This is a genomic window from Xanthomonas sp. 10-10, assembly GCF_040182365.1.
Lineage (GTDB): Bacteria > Pseudomonadota > Gammaproteobacteria > Xanthomonadales > Xanthomonadaceae > Xanthomonas > Xanthomonas arboricola_F.
This window is the reverse complement of sequence record NZ_CP144460.1, coordinates 4,369,716-4,390,964: the sequence shown is the minus strand read 5'-3', so window position 1 is coordinate 4,390,964 and position 21,249 is coordinate 4,369,716. Positions and strand designations below refer to the sequence as shown.

The 21,249-nt window shown below is 65.3% G+C and carries 21 protein-coding genes; 11 read left to right on the top strand and 10 right to left on the bottom strand.

Annotation, left to right across the window (positions count from 1 at the left end; genetic code table 11):
- Nucleotides 1-73 precede the first annotated feature (73 nt).
- Entirely contained in the window at nucleotides 74-706 is a 633-nt protein-coding gene (locus tag VZ068_RS18450) for a DUF4142 domain-containing protein (RefSeq protein WP_349656103.1), read from the top strand.
- Nucleotides 707-1,227: 521 nt separating this feature from the next.
- On the opposite strand, the gene VZ068_RS18445 is transcribed toward VZ068_RS18450, so the two are convergent.
- Together VZ068_RS18445 and VZ068_RS18440 are read right to left on the bottom strand one after the other, a co-directional pair.
- Entirely contained in the window at nucleotides 1,228-2,094 is an 867-nt protein-coding gene (locus VZ068_RS18445; protein WP_259156773.1) for an SDR family oxidoreductase, read from the bottom strand.
- 126 nt (nucleotides 2,095-2,220) lie between these two features.
- On the bottom strand, nucleotides 2,221-2,418 hold the full coding sequence (locus VZ068_RS18440; RefSeq protein WP_349657794.1) for a hypothetical protein: 198 nt from the start codon (nucleotides 2,416-2,418) through the stop codon (nucleotides 2,221-2,223).
- Nucleotides 2,419-2,632: 214 nt separating this feature from the next.
- Here VZ068_RS18440 and VZ068_RS18435 point away from each other — a divergent pair, with 214 nt between their 5' ends.
- Entirely contained in the window at nucleotides 2,633-2,818 is a 186-nt protein-coding gene (locus tag VZ068_RS18435; protein ID WP_259156772.1) for a hypothetical protein, read from the top strand.
- Nucleotides 2,819-2,936: 118 nt separating this feature from the next.
- Here the strand turns inward: VZ068_RS18435 and cydB are convergent, their stop codons facing one another.
- The 3 genes from cydB to VZ068_RS18420 form a co-directional block, all read right to left on the bottom strand.
- Nucleotides 2,937-3,959 (bottom strand): cytochrome d ubiquinol oxidase subunit II, encoded by a 1,023-nt coding sequence (gene cydB / locus VZ068_RS18430; protein ID WP_259156771.1) that lies wholly within the window; start codon nucleotides 3,957-3,959, stop codon nucleotides 2,937-2,939.
- Nucleotides 3,950-5,359, bottom strand: a complete 1,410-nt coding sequence (locus VZ068_RS18425) for a cytochrome ubiquinol oxidase subunit I (protein ID WP_349656102.1) — start codon at nucleotides 5,357-5,359, stop codon at nucleotides 3,950-3,952. The genes cydB and VZ068_RS18425 overlap by 10 nt, the downstream gene beginning before the upstream one ends.
- Before the next feature lie 286 nt (nucleotides 5,360-5,645).
- Nucleotides 5,646-5,927: a hypothetical protein gene (locus VZ068_RS18420; protein ID WP_259156769.1), complete on the bottom strand. Its 282-nt coding sequence runs from the start codon at nucleotides 5,925-5,927 to the stop codon at nucleotides 5,646-5,648.
- Between the two features lie 535 nt (nucleotides 5,928-6,462).
- Between VZ068_RS18420 and VZ068_RS18415 the strand changes: the two genes are divergently transcribed.
- The gene (locus VZ068_RS18415) at nucleotides 6,463-7,743 is read left to right on the top strand and encodes a sigma-54 dependent transcriptional regulator (protein ID WP_259156768.1); all 1,281 of its coding nucleotides are present in this window, start codon (nucleotides 6,463-6,465) and stop codon (nucleotides 7,741-7,743) included.
- A complete protein-coding gene (locus VZ068_RS18410) occupies nucleotides 7,743-7,988 on the top strand; it encodes a hypothetical protein (RefSeq protein ID WP_349657793.1) in 246 nt (81 codons plus the stop codon). The genes VZ068_RS18415 and VZ068_RS18410 overlap by 1 nt, the downstream gene beginning before the upstream one ends.
- Nucleotides 7,989-8,095: 107 nt before the next feature.
- On the opposite strand, the gene VZ068_RS18405 is transcribed toward VZ068_RS18410, so the two are convergent.
- Both VZ068_RS18405 and VZ068_RS18400 read right to left on the bottom strand, forming a co-directional pair.
- On the bottom strand, nucleotides 8,096-8,995 hold the full coding sequence (locus VZ068_RS18405) for a manganese catalase family protein (RefSeq protein WP_259156763.1): 900 nt from the start codon (nucleotides 8,993-8,995) through the stop codon (nucleotides 8,096-8,098).
- A gap of 127 nt (nucleotides 8,996-9,122) precedes the next feature.
- On the bottom strand, nucleotides 9,123-9,629 hold the full coding sequence (locus VZ068_RS18400) for a ferritin-like domain-containing protein (protein ID WP_259156760.1): 507 nt from the start codon (nucleotides 9,627-9,629) through the stop codon (nucleotides 9,123-9,125).
- 503 nt (nucleotides 9,630-10,132) lie between these two features.
- Between VZ068_RS18400 and VZ068_RS18395 the strand changes: the two genes are divergently transcribed.
- Nucleotides 10,133-10,327, top strand: coding sequence for a hypothetical protein (locus tag VZ068_RS18395; RefSeq protein ID WP_259163216.1), 195 nt, complete (start codon nucleotides 10,133-10,135; stop codon nucleotides 10,325-10,327).
- Nucleotides 10,328-10,372: 45 nt separating this feature from the next.
- On the opposite strand, the gene VZ068_RS18390 is transcribed toward VZ068_RS18395, so the two are convergent.
- Nucleotides 10,373-11,581, bottom strand: a complete 1,209-nt coding sequence (locus tag VZ068_RS18390) for an FAD-dependent oxidoreductase (protein WP_349656101.1) — start codon at nucleotides 11,579-11,581, stop codon at nucleotides 10,373-10,375.
- A gap of 339 nt (nucleotides 11,582-11,920) precedes the next feature.
- On the opposite strand from VZ068_RS18390, the gene VZ068_RS18385 reads away from it, so the two are divergent.
- The 5 genes from VZ068_RS18385 (at nucleotide 11,921) to VZ068_RS18365 (ending at nucleotide 16,504) form a co-directional block, all read left to right on the top strand.
- On the top strand, nucleotides 11,921-13,216 hold the full coding sequence (locus tag VZ068_RS18385) for a histidine kinase (protein WP_349656100.1): 1,296 nt from the start codon (nucleotides 11,921-11,923) through the stop codon (nucleotides 13,214-13,216).
- Nucleotides 13,213-13,989 (top strand): LytTR family DNA-binding domain-containing protein, encoded by a 777-nt coding sequence (locus VZ068_RS18380; protein WP_259156754.1) that lies wholly within the window; start codon nucleotides 13,213-13,215, stop codon nucleotides 13,987-13,989. Before VZ068_RS18385 ends, VZ068_RS18380 begins: the two co-directional genes overlap by 4 nt.
- A gap of 47 nt (nucleotides 13,990-14,036) precedes the next feature.
- Nucleotides 14,037-14,408, top strand: a complete 372-nt coding sequence (locus tag VZ068_RS18375; RefSeq protein WP_259156753.1) for a hypothetical protein — start codon at nucleotides 14,037-14,039, stop codon at nucleotides 14,406-14,408.
- 180 nt (nucleotides 14,409-14,588) lie between these two features.
- Nucleotides 14,589-16,184 carry an APC family permease gene (locus VZ068_RS18370; RefSeq protein ID WP_259156752.1) on the top strand — a complete coding sequence of 532 codons (1,596 nt, stop codon included), beginning with the start codon at nucleotides 14,589-14,591 and terminating at the stop codon, nucleotides 16,182-16,184.
- 29 nt (nucleotides 16,185-16,213) lie between these two features.
- On the top strand, nucleotides 16,214-16,504 hold the full coding sequence (locus VZ068_RS18365; RefSeq protein ID WP_349656099.1) for a hypothetical protein: 291 nt from the start codon (nucleotides 16,214-16,216) through the stop codon (nucleotides 16,502-16,504).
- A 203-nt stretch (nucleotides 16,505-16,707) separates the two neighbouring features.
- Here VZ068_RS18365 and VZ068_RS18360 read toward each other — a convergent pair whose 3' ends face one another.
- A complete protein-coding gene (locus tag VZ068_RS18360) occupies nucleotides 16,708-17,307 on the bottom strand; it encodes a hypothetical protein (protein WP_259156750.1) in 600 nt (199 codons plus the stop codon).
- Between the two features lie 582 nt (nucleotides 17,308-17,889).
- Between VZ068_RS18360 and VZ068_RS18355 the strand changes: the two genes are divergently transcribed.
- Complete coding sequence (locus tag VZ068_RS18355; RefSeq protein WP_259156748.1) at nucleotides 17,890-18,816, top strand: oxygenase MpaB family protein; 927 nt, start codon at nucleotides 17,890-17,892, stop codon at nucleotides 18,814-18,816.
- 256 nt (nucleotides 18,817-19,072) lie between these two features.
- On the opposite strand, the gene VZ068_RS18350 is transcribed toward VZ068_RS18355, so the two are convergent.
- On the bottom strand, nucleotides 19,073-21,142 hold the full coding sequence (locus VZ068_RS18350) for a M13 family metallopeptidase (protein ID WP_349657753.1): 2,070 nt from the start codon (nucleotides 21,140-21,142) through the stop codon (nucleotides 19,073-19,075).
- Nucleotides 21,143-21,249: the final 107 nt, after the last annotated feature.

Below are 21,249 nucleotides of genomic sequence, written 5' to 3'. Positions count from 1 at the left end.
CGCATGCGGTCAGATGCGGAGATGCAACCTCGACAACCGACGATCGCCATGTGCGATCACGCAGGAGACAGGCATGGGACTTTTCAAGATGGTGACCGCAGGCGCGGTGGGTTATGTGGCATATAAGGCTTGGCAGCGCAGTCAAGGCTCGGCAGGCGAGACGCAGCCCGTTCGGGGCGCGCTGCAGGACCGCCAGAGCGCGGAGGCCGCCATCGGTAGCACACCACCGCATGGCGACCCACTACGCGATAGCAGTGGCGGTACGCGCGATCGCAAGCAGTCGCTTGGAGCCCTGGCCATTTTCAACGAGCAGGAGCGCACGCTGGCGCAACTGGCCGTGGTCAAAGGCGTCGAGGGCGATCTGCTGGCTTTTGCCCGCAAGATGGACGAGGCGCATAGCGCGGCATTGACCGACCTCAGCCGGTTCGCACCGGACCGCAGCGGACCGCTGGGGCAGGCCGCGCTTGCGCGTTCGAAGAGCGCACGCGACCAGCTGGAAGCATTGCATGGGCAGGCATTCGAAAAGCAGTACCTGCAAACCGCCGTGCGTAGCCATGAGCAGGCCCTGGCGCTGCTGGACATGCAATTGCGTAGCGAGCCGGGATCCAGCGACCTGGGCAAGGAGCTGCAGCGCACGCGCGACACGATTGCCGAGCATCTGGACCACGCCAAGGCGCTCAGCGCGAAGCAGACCCAGCCACACTAAGGTCGGCGCACAAAAGGACGTGCGGTTGCCAGGATGGCTGACCATTGCTCAAGGCGATATCTGCCATGTCGTGCACGCTGATTCTGGGCGTACCGATTCAGACGTTGTCTCCACTCTCGTCTGACAGATGCTGCCGACGATGTCTGGGCAGCTGCAGCGCTAGCATTATCGTGATACCAAGCGACGCTTGAGGATGGTGGTTGGAGCGACGGGAACAGGTTGGCTGAGTACGACAACTGCGGTCGAACCATTATCGTGCAGCACAGACAGGACAGGTAGCGAAAGCTACCTGTCTTTTTGCTTGAGATATGGCATTGGTTGCAGCGGTGCGCGCAACTGTGCACTGCAGCGATCTGCCCGACCGCCACAGTGCAGTCGTATGGGGGATTGCACTGCCAGGCGAAACCGCTAGCCTCGTTTACCACCTGCATGTGCCGGGATGGTTCGAAGCAAGCGGCAGCCATCACCGGCCAGGGAGAAGTCCGCGTCATCGTCCAGACGGCGCGGACGTCACACACGTGCTACAGCGTGACAGCGCCGCCGGAGATCGTCAGCAGCGTGCCCGAGGTGTAGCTGGCGGTGTCGGCCGCCAGCATGACGTAGGCAGAGGCCAATTCCACCGGTTGGCCAGGGCGCCCCATCGGTGTTTGCGCTCCGAAGTTCTCCACCGATTCTTCGTCCATGCCCGAGGGAATGAAGGGCGTCCAGATCGGGCCGGGGAGCACCGCGTTGACGCGAATGTTCTTCTCGGCCAGTACGCCGGCCAACCCGATGGTGAGATTGGCCAGGGCACCCTTGGTGGCCGCATAAGGCAGGATATTGGGCGTCGGCTTCTTCGATTGCACCGATGCGGTGTTGATGATGGAGCCACCATCGGTCATCAGCGGTGCAGACAGCCGCACCAGATTGAAGACGGCATGTACGTTGGTGTCGAACGTCTTGCGCCACTCGTCCAGCGTGATGTCTTCGAAGCGTTCGAAATACTTCTGATAGCCGGCGTTGTTGACCAGGATATCCAGGCCGCCGAACGTACTGTTGACCGTTTCGATCAACGCTGCGGCCTGGCTCGGGTCGCTGATGTCGCATCCGACCAGCAGCGCCTTGACCCCGGCTTTTTCGATCAGCGCGCCGATCTTGGCCGCGTCTTCCTGCTCATCCGGCAGGAAGGCGATCGCCACATCGGCACCTTCGCGTGCATAGGCGATGGCAACGGCCGCGCCGATGCCGCTGTCGCCACCAGTGATCAGTGCGCGCTTGCCTTTCAATTGCCCGTGGCCGACATAGCTGTCTTCGCCGTGGTCCGGGCGCGGGTCCATCTTTTCGGTGCGACCAGGGAAGCCCTGCTGCTGCGGCTTGAAGGGCGGGCGCGGGTAATTGGGTACGGGCATGGTCGTCTCCTGACGTTGGATTGGCGGACGTACAAAGCGCGAGTGCCGCGCTGAAAAACAGTGTGGGCGCGCGTGCGTAAACATCCAGGCTAGGCGATGTCGGCAGCGCGTGTTCCGGCAGCCGACTCATCGCTGGCTCAGCCGCCTGCTCGGTGAGCGTGTTGCGTTGATCGGCACGCGCGTCATTGCGAACTTCATGTGCTTCTGCGCGATCGATTCGACACCCAGCGTAGCGTCGCGATGCCTTGCATGTTCCTGCGTCGTCACCGGCGGTCGTTGTGTCTGCTTGCGCTGACCTTGTTCTGTATCGGCCGTCAGATCCATGCCGGGCTCCGCGCGCACAACGCGCAGCTGCGCGAGCAGGGACCGCCGACGCTGCAGCTGGCTAGCTATCTGCACAGCCGGCGAACGGTGGATGAGCGCTGGTGGCAGGCGTGGTGCGCGATGCTGACACTTCACGCAATCACGCGGCTTCCTTCACCCCGCTGCAATACGCATCTGCCTAGCGTGACCTCATCCTTCGACGCAGGAGATGCACATGGGTAGCGAAGCCAAAAAGCCGTGGGGACCCGATTCCGATCAGAGCAAGCCGTTTACACCGCAGGAAAGACGCAACGAGGATGCGCACGGGAAGGCGCACGACATGCCCGACGAGGACCGGGACGTCAACCAGGCCGACCCGGAACGCGATTACGAACGTCCGGATGGGTCGGAAAAGCGCTGAGATCCACAAGTCATCGATATGGCAACGCCCGTAGCTGCGCGCGTCATGCGTTGTGTTCTGCCGCGTTGCGAGCCCGTGCCTGCACACCATGCGGCGCAGTGTTGGGTTTGGGTTAGGCTCAATGGTGATGGTGGTAGCCCACATCCGCGGCGATCTTGCCGCGGAACACGCGATACGACCACACCGTATACCCCAGCACCAGCGGCAACAGCACGACCAGGCCGACCAGCGGGAAGATCTGCGACGAAGGCGGCGCGGCCGCCTGCCAGATGGTGTAGCTCGGCGGTACCAGGTAGGGCCACATGCCCAGCACCAATCCGGCAAAACCCAACACGAAGATCGCCAGCGTCAACAGAAATGGCGAGGCATCGCTGCGTGAACTGTCGCTGCTGCGCCACAACGCCAGTGCTACTGCCGCGGTCACTACCGGAATGGGCGACAACCACCAGAAGTTGCCATCGGCGAACCAGCGCGCCATCACGTGCGAACTCAGGAACGGCAGCCACGCGCTGACCAGCACCAGGAAGGTCACCACCACACCCACCAGCGGCCTGGTCAGCTGACGCGCCAGGGTGTGCGTGCGCCCCTCGGTCTTGAGGATCAACCAGGTGCTGCCGAGCAGTGCATAGCCGAACACCAGGGCTGCACCGGTGAGCATGGTAAACGGGCTGAACCAGCCGAACACCCCGCCCACGTAGCGCCCATTCTCCAGTGCCATGCCTTCCACCAGCGCGCCCAGGATGGTGCCCTGCGCGAATGCGGTGAGGATCGAGCCTGCGATGAACGACAGCGTCCACAGCCGCCGCGAGCGTTGCGCCTTGAAGCGGAACTCGAAGGCCACGCCGCGGAAGACCAAGGCCATCACCATCAGCAGTACCGGCAGATACAGCCCCGACAGGATCACCGCGTACGCAGTCGGAAACGCCGCAAACAGCCCTGCGCCACCGAGTACCAGCCAGGTTTCGTTGCCGTCCCAGATCGGCGCTGCGGTGTTCATCATCAGGTCCACTTCCTGTTCGTCGCGTGCGAACGGCGCGAGCATGCCCAATCCCAGGACAAAGCCATCCAGCACCACGTACATCAGCACGCCAAAGCCGATGACGCCAAACCACACCACCGGCAGCCAGTGGCTCAGTTCCATGGTGTGTTCTCCTGTTCCAGTGCGGTGTCTGCGGCCGACAACGGGCGTGCAGGAGTGTGTTCGCCGCCGGCCACATCCGGGCCGTCGCGGCTGGTGTGCGGGCCGGCGCGGACCAGTTTGGTGAGGTAGAAAATGCCGAAGCCAAACACGAACGCGTAGCCCAGCACATACACCAGCAACGACACTGCCACGGTCGCGGTCGACTGCGGGCCCATCGCGTCGGCGGTGCGCAGCAGCCCATATACCACCCACGGCTGTCGCCCGATCTCGGTCACGAACCACCCGGCGACCAAGGCGATGAACCCGGCCGGCAGCATCAGGTTCCAGGCCAGGATCAGCGCTTTCGAATGCAGCCGGCCGCGCCACCATGCAATGGCGGATATCCACGACAGCGCCAGCATCGCCATGCCCAGGCCGACCATGATGCGGAACGCAAAGAACACCGGGGCCACCGGCGGACGCTGATCGCGCGGCACCGAGGTCAGCGGGGTGATCTCGCCATCGGTGCTGTGGGTCAGGATCAGGCTGCCCAGCCGCGGGATCGCCACTTCATAGTCATTGCGCTCGGCCTCGGCATTGGGCACCGCAAACACCACCAGCGGCACGCCGGTACCGGCGTGCTCGCTGCGCCAGTGCGCTTCCATCGCCGCCACCTTGAGCGGCTGATGTTCAAGCGTGTTGAGGCCATGCTGATCGCCAACCAGGACCTGGATGGGCAGCACGATGGCCGCAAAGGCCACCGACAGCCGCAACATGCGCGCAGCGTCGGGAAGATGCACGCCCTTGCGCAGGTAGTACGCCGCCACGCCGCCCACCACGAAGCAGGTGGTGATGAACGAGCCCAGCGCCATGTGTGCCAGACGATAGGGGAACGACGGATTGAAGATGATCTGCGTCCAGCTCACCGGATGCACGATGCCGTTGACCATCGCATAGCCCTGCGGCGTATGCAGCCAACTGTTGGACGACAGGATCCAGAACGTGGACACCAGCGTACCGATGGCCACCATGCAGGTCGCAAAGAAGTGCAGTCTCTCCGATACGCGGCCCCAGCCGAACAGCATCACGCCAAGGAAGCTCGCCTCCAGAAAGAATGCGGTGAGCACTTCGTAACTCAGCAGCGGCCCGATCACCCCGCCGGCGATGCGGCTGAGCTCCGGCCAGTTGGCGCCGAACTGGAAGGCCATCACGATGCCGCTGACCACCCCCATGCCGAAGGACACGGCAAAGATGCGCAACCAGAAAAAATACAGCCGCTTCCATCCCTCATCGTGCGTACGCAGCCAGCGCCATTCCAGAAAGCCCAGCAGATTCGCCAGGCCAATGGTGAAGGCGGGGAACAGCACATGAAAGGAAATGACGAAGGCGAACTGGATGCGGGACAGCAGCAGCGCTTCCACAGCAATCTCCCTGGTGCCGAACGCGCGAGGATGCGTCTACGGCGACACTGGCGTGGCGATGGGAATGACGATCGTAGGGTGATCTTAGGATCGAGGCGAATGTGCGAGTACGGGGAGGCGAGACACCTCAGGTTTTCGCTTAACGCTTCACGATGATGTCAGCCGCAAGCGTGGGCGCATGCGGCAGCAGGACTCAACTCGACGGGTCGCTGCGCTGCCGCGGAAGCGTTGCGTTGTTGCGTCCGGCATCCGTGCCTGCGCCCGGACACCCGTCTCGGCGCGCTGGCTACGCGCTACGCAGGTGTCGCAGGCAGCGTGGCGCCAGCCAGTCGGCAAGGGCGGCATTGGTCGAACCCGGCGTCAGGCACAGCGCCTCGCGCACTGCCTTGATCGCTTGTGGTTCGGTCAGATCCGGCTGCGCGTTGTAGGCCTCGCAGACCGCGCGCACCGTGCCTTCGGGGATACCATCGAAGGGGTGATAGCCGAGCTGGCCACGCCGGTGCTGGTCCCGCCAATACGTCAACTCACCTTGCACATCGGCGCTGCGATGTACCGAAACTGCATGCATGAGACACCTCGCGCGGCTAAGTCGGGAGAGCAATGTTTGCGCGTCGAAAGTAGGTTGCTGTGAGGATGACCTGCACGCCTTCTCCACACGGCAGGCCTCGGGTCATGGATAATGCCTCAGGCCGCTCCAGTCACTTGTCGAGTGGTCTGATGCATCACTGGGCATCGGCTCGCGCCGGTGCAGGACACTCCGGCTGCGGCGCAACAGCACAAGCGAACTGATCCATTGCGTGGGGCCCGACGACGCGCATCAAGAATGCGCGGCAACAGCGTCTACAAACCTTGCACTGTTTGGCGTTTCGGCATGCCCGGCACGGCGACCGACCCCGACCATGACGCTTGGCACTGGCAAATTCCGGGCCAGCCGTGCGTACTGCGCGCATGACACGGCGAGCTCGACTTGGGGGAAGGGCGCCGTTGGCTCACGATGGTCGTGACTGCAGCGTGCAATCTCGTGGTGATGCGCAGGCGCGTTTTCGCGCCGCCGTCACAATTATCAACTGAACATGTACTAGTCATTGCGGACAGAAGCGCTCATGGACCGTCTTTCCTGCGCCATCATCGACGACGACGTGGAGTTCTGCGATCAGGTGGTTGAACTGGCCACCGATAGCGGCTTCCGTGCCAAGGGTATCCACACCCTTGGCGAAGCCAGCCGTTGGCTGGACAGCAACTTCCCGGACCTGCTGGTCGTGGATGTCGGACTGCCCGACGGCAGCGGTTTCGATCTGATCGAACGCTTGGACCCGGATCACACCCCGCAGATCGTGGTGGTGTCGGGCGACTATGCCCATGAAACCCAGGGCCGTGCGCAGCAGTTCGGCGTCAGCGAGTTCCTGACCAAGCCATTTGCGCCGGAGCGGCTGGAGCGTGTGCTCGGCGGCCTGCGCGAAGCGCAGCAGGGCAACCTGGGCATCATCGGCAACAGCGACAGCATCGTGATGCTGCGCAAGGACATCGTGCGCGTGGCGCCGACCGATCTGAATGTCCTGGTGACCGGCGAAACCGGCACCGGCAAGGATCTGGTCGCACGCGCCATCCACCGGGTATCCGGCCGTCGCGGTCGCTTCGTGTCGGTCAACTGCGGCGCAATCCCGGAAGAGTTGCTGGCCAGCCAGCTGTTCGGCCACGAACGCGGCAGCTTCACCGGCGCCGATCGTCGGCACGCCGGGTTTCTGGAACAGGCCGCCGACGGCACGCTGTTTCTGGATGAGATCGGCGAGATGCCCAAGCGGCTGCAGGTCTATCTGCTGCGGGCGATCGAGTCGCGCAGTTTCATGCGCGTCGGCGGCAACGAAGAGATTCCGCTGGATGCGCGCGTCGTCGCCGCCACGCATCAGCACGTGCAGCGCGAGCATGCCGTGCTGCGCGAGGATTTGTTCTACCGCCTCAACGAGTATCCGATCCAGGTACCGGCGCTGCGCGAACGCCGCGGCGATGCGCGGGTGCTGGGGCTGCGCGTGATCGACGAGCTCAACGTCAAGTACGGAAAGCGCAAGCTGCCGACCAAGTCGCTGCTGCGCTATCTGGCGTATCACACCTGGCCCGGGAATGTGCGCGAGCTGCGCTCGTTCATCCACTACCTGTATCTGCGCTCGGACGGCGACTTGCTGACCGCGCCGGATGTGGAGCAGACCGTGCCGCAGGCCGCTGAAGACGGCTTGCTGATTCCGGCCGGCTGGACCATGCGGCAGGCCGAGGACGCCATGATCGAATCGGCCCTGGCCCGGACGCGCTTCAACAAGAAGGCGGCGGCACGCGAGTTGGGGATCAGCGTGCGCACACTGCACAACCGACTGAGCGACAAGGACGCGTAGTGAACGATGCTGCATCGCAGGGGCGGCAGCGCGAGCTGCTGCATCAGCTGCGCAACCGTCTCAACGTGATGGGCTTTGCGCTGTATGCCTTGCGTGGCGACACCTCCAAGCCGATGGAGACGCTGCGCACGGCGCATCAGTCGGCGACCGCCCTGCTCAATCAGTTGGGCGAGCAGGAGCGTGCGCAGGAGCAGGCGCGTCAGGCGCCGGACGATGCGCCGCCGCAGGACACCGTGGATCGATAACGCCGGATGCCAGATGCCGGAACCGGATCCCGCTATCGGTGCAGCGGACAGCCTCCATTGTCGCGCCGGTGGCTACCCGAAGATGGGCGCCGTGGCGCCCACCCGATTCAGCGCTGGATGTCGCCGGTCGTCGAACCGGCACCCGGGCCCGCGCCCAGATCCGCACCGGTGACGCGGTCCAACTCTGGATTGGACATCAGCCGTTGCGACATGGCCGCCACCGCCCTGGCCTGGGTTGCATCCAGCTCCACCGAGGCGGTGCCGTCGCCGCCATCCACGCAAGCCTGTTCGTCGCGGTCGGCCACCATCTCCCACTGCTCGCCGGAATTCCATGGGCCGACCATGTCGCCTTCGCCTTGGGACATGTTGTAGTAGATATCGGTGAAACGCGGATCGCCCGGCAGCTTGCCCGGCGGGAAGTTCGGCTCGATCGCATACAGCGCCTTTTCGAACGACTTCTGATGCGCCACTTCGCGTGTCATCAGAAAGCGCAAGGCATCGACAATGCCGGGGTCGCTGGTGACGGTGATCAGGCGCTCGTAGACCAGCTTGGCACGCGCCTCGGCGGCGATGTTGGAGCGCATGTCGGCGGTCGGACAGCCGATCGAATCCACATACGCAGCCGTCCACGGCGTGCCGGCCGAGTTCACCAGCGCCGGCCCGCCGCCATACAGGATCTGCTGGGTATGGCTGGTACTGTTCTGGGTCATGCTGCGCATGTCCATGGCCTCTTCCATGCCCTCGGACAGCACCGCTTTCGGTCCCTGATTGAGCATGGCGATGATCGAACCGATGATCTCCAGATGGCTGAGTTCTTCGGTGGCGATATCGAACAACAAGTCCTTGCGGCCAGGATCGCTTTCGCCCAACGCCTGGGTGAAGTAGCGCATCGCGGCGGCAAGCTCGCCTTGCGGGCCGCCGAACTGCTCGAGCATCAGCGTCGCCAGCTCCGGATTGGGCGCGGCGACGCGGACGGTGTACATCAAACGCTTGTTATGCATGAACATGAAGTAGTCCTTGGCTGGCGCCCTGCGACTACGCCGCCTTTGCGGGCGTGCAGACATGAGGCGTTGGCTTAAAAAAAGGCCCGCATGGCTGCGGGCCTGTGCTGGGCGGTACGTGCTGCGCAGTGGATCAGGCAGCCTTGCTGGCCTTGGCCGCCTTCTGGTTGCCGCCTTGCTCTGCCAGCAGGGTCAGTTTTTCATCGGTGGCTTTTTCTTCTTCAAGCGTTGCCAGCAGCAGCGGCAGTGCATCGGCATAGCCGAGTTGCCTGGCCATCGCCGCGATGGTGCCGTAGGAGGCGATTTCGTAATGCTCCACCTTCTGCGCCCCGCCGATCAGCGCGGCATCGCGGACCGGGCCGGCTTCGATTTCTTCGATGACCTCGCGGCTTTCCTCGACCAGGCCTTCCATTGCCGCGCATTTGATGCGCTTGAGCTTGATGCCCAGCACATCGACCACCTGGTCGATGCGTTCGATCTGGCCCAGGGTTTCTTCCAGATGGGTTTCGAAGGCGCTTTTCAATTTCGGTTCGGTCGCCGCACGTGCCAGGCGCGGCAGCGACTTGGTCAGCTGCTTTTCGGCGCTGTAGATATCCGACAGCTCGTGGATGAAGAGTTCTTCGACAGTCTTGATCGGCATGGGTGGTTCCTGGTGTTGGTCAGAGGTTTGAAACGTGGCGATCACCGCTGGGCGGCGACGCGTTCTGGTTGTTCGCGTTCGATACAACGCGAGCACGATTCTTCCTGGCGCGCGATCTCCCGGTGGGATGGCGAGCTTGCGTCAGGCCGTTACCGCGTGATCGCCAAGCTAGTCCTGCGAGTGTTAGCGCTATCGGTGGGTAGGGTGATCCCGGTGCGAGAACGACCTGTGCCATAAGGCCCTGCGTACACGCATCGCTCACGCGAGCGCCAGTCCGCGTGCACCGCGCCGGCTGGCAGTGGTTGCTGCGTGGGAGAGCGCCGCGTTCGCCTGCGCCGGGTCGCGCGGATACGCAGCGGCGTTACCAGGGATCCGGTCTTGCCGAGATACCGATGGCCGCGCGCGGGCAGCACACCGCGGTGGCAGACATGTGGGCACGGCGTGTGCATGCGGTGCAGACCGATGCGCTACAACGCAGTTCGTACGCCCGCATGAGAGGTCATATGACGCCGCTGGATAAACCGTTACGTCGCGAACTGCAGATCGGCGACCAGGCCTATACGTTGATCATCGACCCCGACGGCCTGAAGCTGGTGGAGAAAGGCAAGCGCAAGGGCGTGAGTCTGCGGTGGGACGCGCTGGTCAATGGCGATGCCGCATTGGCCGTTGCCTTGAACGCCTCACTCGGCGATGGGTGAGCGTTTGGGGGGCGCAACGCATGGCGCTGCGACAACCCGCCTTGCTCAGGTGGTCGGAAACAACTGCGCCAGCGTGCGCACTGCCGCTTCCGATGCCGCACGATCGGGCGCGGCATCGGCGTTGTTGAAGTCGTTGCTGCCCTGCGCCTGCACCAGCAAGCCATCGCGACGCGGCACCACATTGAGATTGTGGCCGCGCCAGACCAGCCCGTAGGTCACCTCCGGCTGCGGGATCAGACGTGCGGTCTGGCCGCGCACCGGAATCACGCTGTCGTCGCCCAGGAGCGCACGCGCACCGTAGCCGGTGGCATTGACCACGATTTTCTCGCGCAGGTCGGCGAACTGACGTGGGTGGTCGAAGTCGCGCGTATGGAGTTCGCCGCCGGCCTGCAGAAAATCCTGCAGCAAGAGCCGCGAATACGCGCTGATGTTGAAAGTCAGTTGGCCGTAGCGACGCACGAACGGCACCGGGAATGGATGGCTGCCGGCGGCCAGCGCTTGCGAGCGCGGGCCAAGGTCACGCAGCAGCGTGCGCTCCAGTGGCGGGTAGTCCGGCTCGTGCGCTTCTGCCGAGGCGACCGCCTGATCGAACGGCACATCCGACAGCGCGTAGCCATCGCGCCACTCGATCGGCTCGCCGGGCAAGCCAAGCAGGGTCTGATACCGGCGAAAGGAGATCCGCGCCATTTCTTCCCAGCGCGTCTTGAAGTCGGCGCTGGCGTGATCGCTGGTGCAGACGCGCGAGTCCGGCGACCACACGCCGGTGGCATAGAACGAGCGCACGTCCGGCAGCCGCTCGCGCGCATAGATGCGTACGCGCAGGCCGGCACGCTGGGCAGCCACCGCCGTGGTCAGCCCGATTGCGCCACAGCCGATCACCGCCAGCTCGCGCACGGTGGCATCGGCCGCGCGCACCAGTCGCAATGCGTGTTCGGCTGCGCCCCACGACAACGACCAGCCGCTGCCGCCGTGCCCGTAGTTGTGCACCACCGTCTTGCGCCCGATGCGTTCTGCCTCGATGCGCGGGCCTTGCGCACGGAACGGACGGGTGCAGCCATCGATGGCGATGATGCGATCGACCGCTGCGCGGATCGGCGCCAGTGCAGGCGCGGTAGCGAACGGCAGTGGCAGCGCGTCGGATGCCGGCAACGCGGTGGACGGCGCGATGGCAGCCTTGCCGGTGGCAGCCCAACTGCCGGTCGAAGCGGCCGCAAGCGCAAGGCCTGCGCTGTGCAGAAAATGACGGCGATGCATGCGACTCCTGCGAGGTGATGTGGAGGTGGGGCGACCCGTTGCGATGGGAGCGGCGCCGGCGTCCCGCGGCAACACGGCGGTGCCGGCCGAGGCTAACGCATCGCCGCTGGCAGCACAGCGTGCTCGGCCGCATGGCGCACGGCCACCAGGTGAGCGTCCGGTTGCCTGGCTCTGGCGAGCATACCGCGCAGGACCCACCCTGCCGACCGGCCAGGTCGGGTTTCGTCCTGCGATCCCGGCATTTGAGGTGGCGCTGGGGGCCATTCGTCGCCAGGGGCTTTCGCAGTGGCGTGCGGCGGCTATGCTCGCTCCCGTCCCATCTCCGACGAGTTGCCGCCTGTGTCTGCCAGCGTCTTTCTGATCGTGCGTATCGTGTTCGCCTGGGCCGCCGCGTTGGTGGTGGCCAGCATCATGTGGGCGCAGCTGTTCGACTCGGTCGGTGCGTTCTTCAGCCTGATCAGCATCGTGCTGCTGGCGCTGGCCTTGATGAGTGCAATCACGCATGTACGGCGGGTTCGGTTGATCGCCGGGCGGCTGGATCACGCCACCTTGTCCACCCGCCAGCGTCGGCAGATCGAGGTGCCGCTGGAGGTGCAGGCCAGCTTTGCGGTGGTGGAAGAGGCGGTGCGCGCATTGCCGCGCGTACAGGACATCGAAAGCGCGCCCGGCAGCCTGCTGATCCGCGCCAAGATCCGCCGCATCGATCCGTATGCAGGCCGCAAGCCCTCGCGCTGGAATCTGTTTGCGCGCTTTGCCATCACCCACAACCAGGTGCTGGTGACGATTGCGCCGGGGCAGGGCACCAGCAGCGTCACCGTGTTGTGCGAGCCCGATGCCGGCGCCTGGGTGGACCTGTTTGCGGTGGACGAAGGCAGCAACTTCGAAAACGCCGAGGCGATCAATCGCGCGGTGGTGCGCCGGGTCGGCGAGCAACGTCGCGACGAGCAGGCCGCCGCCGAGCAATCGGTGATGGAGAAGGAGCTGGCCGTGGCGCGCTTGAACCTGCTGCATGCGCAGGTCGAACCGCACTTTCTCTACAACACGCTGGCCAGCGCCCAGGTACTGGCGCGCACCGACCCGCCGCGCGCCGACATCATGATCGGGCACTTGATCCAGTACCTGCGCCGCTCGCTGCCCAGTGCGGACGATGCCACCTCTACCTTGGGCGAAGAACTCGAACGTACCCAGGCCTATCTGGAAATCCTGCGCATCCGCATGGGCGCGCGGTTGGCATTGCAGGTCGAAGTGCCCTACGAACTGCGCAGCCTGCAGCTGCCGTCGATGATGTTGCAGACGCTGGTGGAAAACGCCATCAAACATGGGCTCGAACCCAAGCCCGGTGGTGGCACGGTGTGGATCCTGGCGCGCCGCCTGGACGAGCGCCAGGCCACGCTGACCGTGGCCGACGACGGCCAGGGCTTCAACACCCACAGCCATGGCACCGGCATCGGCCTGAAGAACCTGCGCGAACGGCTGCAGTTGATCTACGCCGGCGCCGCCAGCTTTGCCATCGTGTCCAATTTCCCCAGCGGCGTGGCTGCCACGATCACGCTGCCCTTGCCGGCGCAACCGGACGGGCCGCGCCCGCCGCCGCTGCCCGCCGCCGCCGCCACGGCCGTGCAGGTGCAGGCATGAGCGCGCTGCGTGCGGTGATTGCCGAGGACGAAGCGTTGCTGCGGCAGTCCTTGCTCGCGCTGCTGGCCGAGGTGTGTCCGCAGCTGCAAGTGGTGGGCGAATGCGAAGACGGGGCCAGCGCGCTGGACACCATCGCCACCCAGCAACCGGATGTGGTGTTTCTGGATATCCGCATGCCCGGCCTCACCGGTATCGAGGTGGCACGTGCGATGCGCGAGGTCAGCCCGCGCACGCAGGTGGTCTTCGTCACCGCCTACGATCAGTACGCCATCGATGCGTTCGAACACGGTGCGGTGGATTACCTGCTCAAGCCCATCAACCGCGACCGCCTGCAGGCCACCTGGCAACGCGTGCAGCAACGCGCCGCCGCCGGTCAGCCGGACAGCGGCCTGCTGGAGACGCTCCTGCAGCGCCTGTCCGCACGCCCGGCAGCGCCCGGTGCCGCGCCGCCACTGGCCTGGCTCACCGCCAGCAGCGGCCGCGAGACGCGCCTGATCGCAGTGGATGAGGTGGCGTATTTCCAGGCCGATCAGAAATACACCACGGTAATGACGGCCGCCGGCGAGGCGATCCTGCGCACGCCGCTGCGCGAGTTGCTCGACGTGCTGGACCCGCAGGTGTTCAAGCAGATCCATCGCTCCACCATCGTCAACATGAAGGCGGTCGCCTCGGTGGTGCGCGAGGACACCGGCAAGGGCCGGCTGGCACTGCGCGGGCGCAGCGAAACGCTCACCGTCAGCCAGCCGTTCATGACCTTGTTCCGCGGCATGTAATCCCCCTGATCTCCCCCATCCCGCATCGACACGAAAGGACTGCCTCCATGCGCCTGATCGCCTCCCTGGTCTACTGCCTGCTCGCCCTGGCCGGCTGCCACGAACGCAACGGCACCACCTCGATCACCCGCGCCACCAGCGATGGCCGCGACCTGCTCTTCAGCAAGACCCAGGTCACCGATGCCGAGACCAATGTGCATTGCCTGGCCAGCAGCAGCGGCCAGTGCCATTACCTGATCTATGAAGAACGCTGCCCGGCTGCCAGCGCCAGCGGCGGCACGCCGGCGCCGGTGTGTGCGCGCAAGACCTTGGACAGCTTCGCGCTGCTGCCCGGCCAGGTCCGTGCGCTGCACGGCCTTCCGGCGGCGGCGCACACCTGCGTGGGCCGCGATGCGCCCACTGCCCGGTGCCAGGGTTAGTCCATGCCCGCTGTCGTCGCGGATCGCGGCGGCCGGAAGATCTGCGGCAGCCGCACCGAGAGGCGCGTCGCCGCCCGGTAGCGTCGCGCTGAGACTGAATACGCACTGACGGCAAGCGGTCGCTTCTGCGATCATTGCCGGCTTGTTGCCGGTTCACGGCGCCCTCACTGCCAGGCTCTCATGTCCGAACATTCGTTGCGCCGCGACGTCGGCCCCTTTGCGCTCATGCTCACCGGGCTGGGCTCGATCATTGGCTCCGGCTGGCTGTTCGGCGCCTGGCGCGCAGCCGGCCTGGCAGGTCCGGGTGCGATCTGGGCCTGGATCCTGGGCGCGGCGATCATCACCACCATCGCGCTGTCCTATGCCGAGCTGGGCGCCATGTTTCCCGAATCCGGCGGCATGGTGCGCTACAGCCATTACTCGCACGGCTCGCTGGTGGGCTTCATCGCCGGCTGGGCGAACTGGATCGCGATCGTCTCGGTCATTCCCGTCGAAGCCGAGGCCTCGGTGCAGTACATGGCGTCCTGGCCATGGGCCTGGGCGCAGGGCCTGTATGTGCAGGCACCCGGCGGGGCGGGGGAATTGTCGGTGCCCGGCCTGCTGATCTCGGCGGTGCTGGTGCTGGTGTATTTCTTCCTCAATTTCTGGAGCGTCAAGCTGTTCGCGCGCTCCAATACGCTGATCACCGTGTTCAAGCTGGTGGTGCCGGCGGCGACCGGCGTGGCCTTGATCGCCAGCGGCTTCCACAGCGAGAACTTCAGCGTCGGCATCCATGGCGATGCGCACGTGATCGACCTGGCCGCGGTGCTCACCGCGGTGGCCACTGCCGGCATCGTCTTCAGCTTCAACGGCTTCCAGAGCCCGGTAAACCTGGCCGGCGAGGCGCGCAACCCGGGCCGCAGCATTCCGTTCGCGGTGTTGGGTTCGATCGCGCTGGCCACGGTGGTCTACGTGATCCTGCAGGTGGCCTACATCGGCGCGGTGCCGCCGGATCTGCTGGCCAAGGCTGGCTGGCACGGCATCGATTTCCGTTCGCCGTTCGCCGAGCTGGCCATCATCGTCAACCTGCACTGGCTGGCGATGCTGCTGTACATCGATGCCTTCGTCAGCCCCAGCGGCACCGGCATCACCTATACCGCGACCACCGCACGCATGGTCTACGGCATGGAAAAGAACGGCACCATGCCGGCCGTGCTGGGCAAGCTGCACCCGGTCTGGGGCGTGCCGCGCATGGCGATGTTCTTCAACCTGGCGGTGTCGTTCGTGTTCCTGTTCTTCTTCCGCGGCTGGGGCACGCTGGCGGCGGTGATCTCGGTGGCGACGATCATTTCCTACCTCACCGGCCCGATCAGCGCGATGGCGCTGCGTCGCCACGCACCGGAGCTGCATCGCCCGCTGCGCATCGCCGCGCTGCCGGTGCTGGCCGGGGTGGCCTTCGTGATGGCCACCGAGCTGCTGTACTGGGCGCGCTGGCCGCTGACCGGCGAGATCATCCTGCTGATGGTCGTGGCGCTGCCGGTGTACTGCTACTACCAGGCCAAGCAGGGCTGGCCGGACCTGCGCCGCAACTTGAAGGGCGCGGCCTGGATGATCTGCTACCTGCCGGTGATCGCGCTGCTGTCCTGGGCCGGCAGCAGCGATTTCGGCGGCCATGGCTACCTGAGCTATGGCACCGACCTGGCGGTGGTCGCTGCAGTCGGCGCGGTGTTCTACATCTGGGGCGTGCGCAGCGGCTGGCGTACCCCGTCGGTGGAACAGGCGGTTGCGCGGGCCTGAGTGGGGCTGCGCAGCTGGCTTAAACCGCAATGCCGAATCCGCGCAAGATCGTTCTGCATTCACTGCACGACGAACAGCCAGGGCTGGCCGCCCTGGTCGCCGACTGGATCGCGGAAGGGGTCACCTACGTCGGTGTGGTCGGCGTCGATGCCGAGCGCATCGAGGACCGGATCGATGACCTGTGCGTGGGAGATGGCTCGGCACCGTACTTCATGCTTACAGCGGCGCATGGTCCCGACGAGTCTCTGGAGGATGCGGTGTTCTTGGCGGAGCTTCTGTCCGATGAGTTTGCAGGCCCTGTCCGTGTGATTGCGTTCTAGTCGTTCGAACACGCTGGCGCCGCCGCGTCATTCGATTCCTGCCTAAACGGCTCACGCAAGGCGATGACACAGCGACGCGACGGACCCAGCGTGCGTCCGGATCAGAGTGAGGTGTCGGTGTTGAGATGCAAACGGCCGATTGAACTCCATCGGCCGTTTGCATTCGAAGCGGGCATCCTGGTAAGTGATCCGTGTCCACGGCTTCAGGAGTTGGCCACCAGCCGTGGCGCGCCATCGAAACGGTCCAGATCGCGCAGCAGTTCGGTGTAGCGGCGCAAGCGGCCCATCTCGCGCATGTTGACGATGTCCTCGTGGCGCAGCTCGCGCCTGGAGGTCACTTCCTGCTTGTAGCGCAGCACTTCCGGGTAGCGGCGCGTCATGTCCAGCGCGTCGGCAACGCACTCGACCGAGTCGGCATCCGGGGTCACCCGCGCGCGGCTGTTAAAGGCGCGCAACCACCGCTCGAAACCGGCGCTGTGGTCGAACAGGTCGGCGATGTACCACATGACGAACAGGATCGACGCCCACGAGGTGAAGATGATCACCACCCGGCTGAAAGTCAGGTGATAGTCGTTTTGCCACAGCTGGTGGGTGATCACGCCCAGCAGTACCAGGGAAATGGCCTGCCAGCCGATGATCGAGGCGATCACCCACTGTTTCTTGGCCACCTTGAGCAGGTCGAGTTCTTCGTCGAGCTGGGTGTCGGTCTTGTCGCGCCAGTAGACGACCTGTTCGTCGAAGGAGCGCCGATGGAGTGCGTTGTCCTGCAATAGCAGGCCTAAACCCTGGAACAAAGCGATCATGACAAGCTCCTGACGGATGGCTGGTACGAACGACTTGCTGCACCGGCGGTGGCCGGGGCCCTTGGAGCGACCGACGTGCCGTGCAATGCATGGCCGATATCGGACGGCTCTAGTTCTAGCACTTTCGCCGTGCATGGCAATGCCTGATGCGAACCTGTCGCCGCGCAAAGTTGCGCAACCGTGCACAAAACGCTGAATTCAGCTGGTTTGGGCGCGATGGCGCCAGATCGCGCGTGCGTCGGGTGGCCAGTCTTGCTGCACTGCACACCTGGGAGTGCGGTGGTCACGTGCACGACCGACTTGGGTGGCGATGGGTTGGACCCTGGCGTCCGTGCGGATGAGATCGGCCAGCGAAGCGCCGGCGCCACCGCCGTGCCATTCGTGTGTCGGCATCCTTTCGCTTCAGCTCCTCCACGCTGGCGATTGTTCAGCGCCCTGCCGGCGCTTCGATCGCATAGACGCGCCGGCCGGCCCGACTGCGAGAAACGCGGTGGCCTGCCTGCGCGGATCGGCGGATGAAGCGCCTGCGCCAACCGCAGCTGCGCTGACATGGTCGTACAGGCGCACCCGTATCATCGCCGCATGTCTGCCGTCCTGCGTACCCTCACTGCCCCCGCCGCCGAACAGATCCGCCGCTGGGTGCTGGGCGCGTTTCCGCGTGGCCAGAGCACCATCGAATACGATCGGCCGCTGGGCGACCCCGGGATCTTCGGGCCCGACAGCGTCACCTGGCGCGTGCACTCCGAATTTCCCGGCATGCTGTCCGGCGGTTTGTGCGCCTTGATGCTGCAACTGCTGCACCCGCGCGCGCTGGCCGGGGTCTACGACCATTCCAACTTCCGCGCCGACCTGGTCGGCCGGCTGCGGCGCACCACCAACTTCGTGGCCGGCACGACCTACGCGCCGCAGGCCGAAGCCGAGCAGCTGATCGCGCGCGTGCGGCGCATTCACGCGCATATCCGTGGTCACACCGCCGACGGCGTGCCTTACGAAGCCAACGATCCGGCGCTGCTGACCTGGGTGCATGTGACCGAAGCCTACGGTTTTCTGCAGGGCTGCCGGCGCTATTGCCGCGATGTGCCTGGCGCGATCGCCGACCGCTATTACGACGAAGCGCGACGCGTGGCCGAAGCGCTGGGCGCCGCCGACGTGCCCGCCAGCGAAGCCGCGGTGGACGCGTATTTTGCGTCGCTGCGTGGCGAGTTGCGCATGGACGCACGCTCGCGCGAAGTGCTTGATGTTCTCACCGGCATCGAGCTGCCTGTGCCTGCGGCAGGGCTGTCGCGCGGCGTCTTCCTCGGCGCCGGCACTGCGTTGCTGCCGGGCTGGGCCAGCGACATGCTGGGCCGCAGCACCACCCAGCGCGTGCAGGCACGGGCATCGGCCCGGCTGCTGCGCAGCTTGTCGCCGTTGTTCCGCACCGCATTGCGCGATGGGCTATCGGCCCGTGCCTGCAGGCGCATGCAGTTGCCACCGGCGATGTTGCTGCAGTGGCCTGGAGAGCGATGAGTGGGGGTGCCTGCCTGGTGTGCAGGGCGGTGGCGTGGCGCGCGGAATAGTGCGCGATGTGGCCGTACCCTCACCCCAGGCCCTCTCACGGCTGGAGAGGGGCCAGCCCGCTGCGTGCGTCGAGACCCTCGCCAAATCCTGCTCTCAAGCCCCTCTCCCGGCGCGAGAGGTGGGGTGAGGGTACGGTAGAGAAAGTACTCCAGCCCATGGATCCCGCTGTGCGTCACACGCGCCAGCCATCACTGCCAGGCACCAGCTACCAGATCCGCACCCGCTGCTCCGGCGGCAGATACAACAGCTCGCCCTGCTGCACATTGAACGCCGGATACCAGGCATCGAGATTGCGCACGGTCTGTGCGCGGAAGCGTCCGGGTGCGTGCACGTCGGTGAGCACGGCGTTGCGTAGCGCGACGTCGCGGTACTTGCCGCGCCAGGCCTGCGCAAACCCCAGGAAGAAGCGCTGGTCCGGGCTGAAACCATCGATGGTCTGCGGTTGCTTGCCCTGCAGCGACAGCTGGTAGGCGTCGTACGCGGTGGCCAGGCCGGCAACGTCGGCGATGTTCTCGCCCAGCGTCAGCTTGCCGTTGACGCTCAGATCGTCGAACGGCTTGTACGCACTGAACTGCGCTGCGAGCGCATTGCCGGCAGCCTCGAATTTCTTCAGGTCCTGTGGCGTCCACCAATTGTGCAGCTCGCCGTGTTCGTCGAACAGCGCGCCCATGTTGTCGAAGCTGTGGCTGATTTCGTGCCCCATCACCGCGCCGATCGCGCCGTAGTTCACCGCATCGTCGGCAGCCGGGTCGAAGAACGGCGGTTGCAGGATCGCGGCGGGGAAGATCAGGCGATTTTCCAACGGCACATTCAGCGCATTGACCTCCTGCGGCAACATGTACCACTCGCGATGATCGACCGGCTTGCCCAGCTTGGCGATGTTGCGGCGATACTCGAACAGACCGGCGCGTTCCACGTTGCCCAGCGGATCGTCGCGACGCACGTCGAGCGCGCTGTAGTCGCGCCAGCTGTCCGGGTAGCCCACCGCCACCGTCAATCCGGCGATCTTGGCCTTGGCATGCCGTTTGGTCTCCGGAGTCATCCACTCCAGCGCGTCGATGCGCTTGCCGAATGCGGTGATCAGATTCTTGACCATCTCTTCGGCGCGGGCCTTGGTCTGCGCGCTGACATATTTCTGCACGTAGCGCTTGCCCACCGCTTCGCCCAAGGCGGCGTTGGTCGCGTCGATTCCGCGCTTCCAGCGCTGGCGTTGCTGCGGTGTGCCTTCCAGCGTAGTGCCGTAGAACGCAAACCGCTCATCGGCAAACGCCTTGGACAGATACGGCGATGCACGATCCAGCGCGCGGAAACGCAGATAGTCCTTCCAGGTCTGAAGCGGTTCGGATTTCACCAGCGCCGACAGCCCGCGTACGGCCTGCGGCTGCCAGACGATGAAGTCCTGCTGCGCCCTCAGGCCGGCGGCGTCGAAGAACAGCGCCCACTCCAGGCCCGGCGCATTACGTGCGAAATCGGCCTGTTTCCAGGCATTTGCGCCCGCCTGCACATTGTTGGTCTGCTCGGGCGTGGCGTGTACGCGCGCGATGGCCACTTCCAGGGCAAGGATGCGCTCGGCCTTGGCCTGGGCATCGTCGATGCCGGCCAGGTCCAGCACCTTGACGATGTGGGCGCGGTAGGCCTCGCGCAGCTGCGCCATGCGCCCGCCGTCCAGGTAGAAGCTGCGCTCGGGCATGCCCAGGCCGCCTTGCACCAGGTACGGCGCGTAGCGGTCGGGGTTGTGCAGATCCTGCGACACCCACAGGCCGAACAGACGGTCGGTGTAGAAATTCGTCGAGTTGAGCAGGTCCACATCGGCGCGTAGCTGCCCGCCCAGGGTGCGTGCCAGCGCCTGCTTGTCTTCCAGCTGCGCAATGGCGTCGAGCTCCGGCTGCACCGGCCGCACGCCCTTGGTCTCGATACTGGCTTCGTCCATGTAGGCGGCGTAATAGTCGCCGATCTGCTTGTCTTCGCCGGTGACGCGGTCGTTGGCCGCAGCGCCTTCGATGATGTCGCGGCTGTGGCGCTCGGTGTCGATGGCGATGCTGACGAAGCTGTTGAAGCTGGAGCGGTCGTCGGGAATCTGCGTGGTCTTGACCCAGTTGCCGCTGGCATAACTGAAGAAGTCCTCGCCCGGCGCCACGCTGCGATCCATGCCCGCCATATCGAAGCCGAAATCACCCAGCTTGGGCGTGCTGGGGGCGGGGGTGGTGCGCGTGTCGGCCGCCGGCGCCACGCCATCGCGGTGACAGGCTGCGGTGGTCAATGCCGCGGCAGCCATGGCAGCGATCAGGACAGGGCGGTGCAAGGAAGCCATGCGGCGCAACTCGGAAACCAGGAACAAGGACCGCAGTGTAAGTGGCATGTGCAGCCACGTCCCGGTTTGAG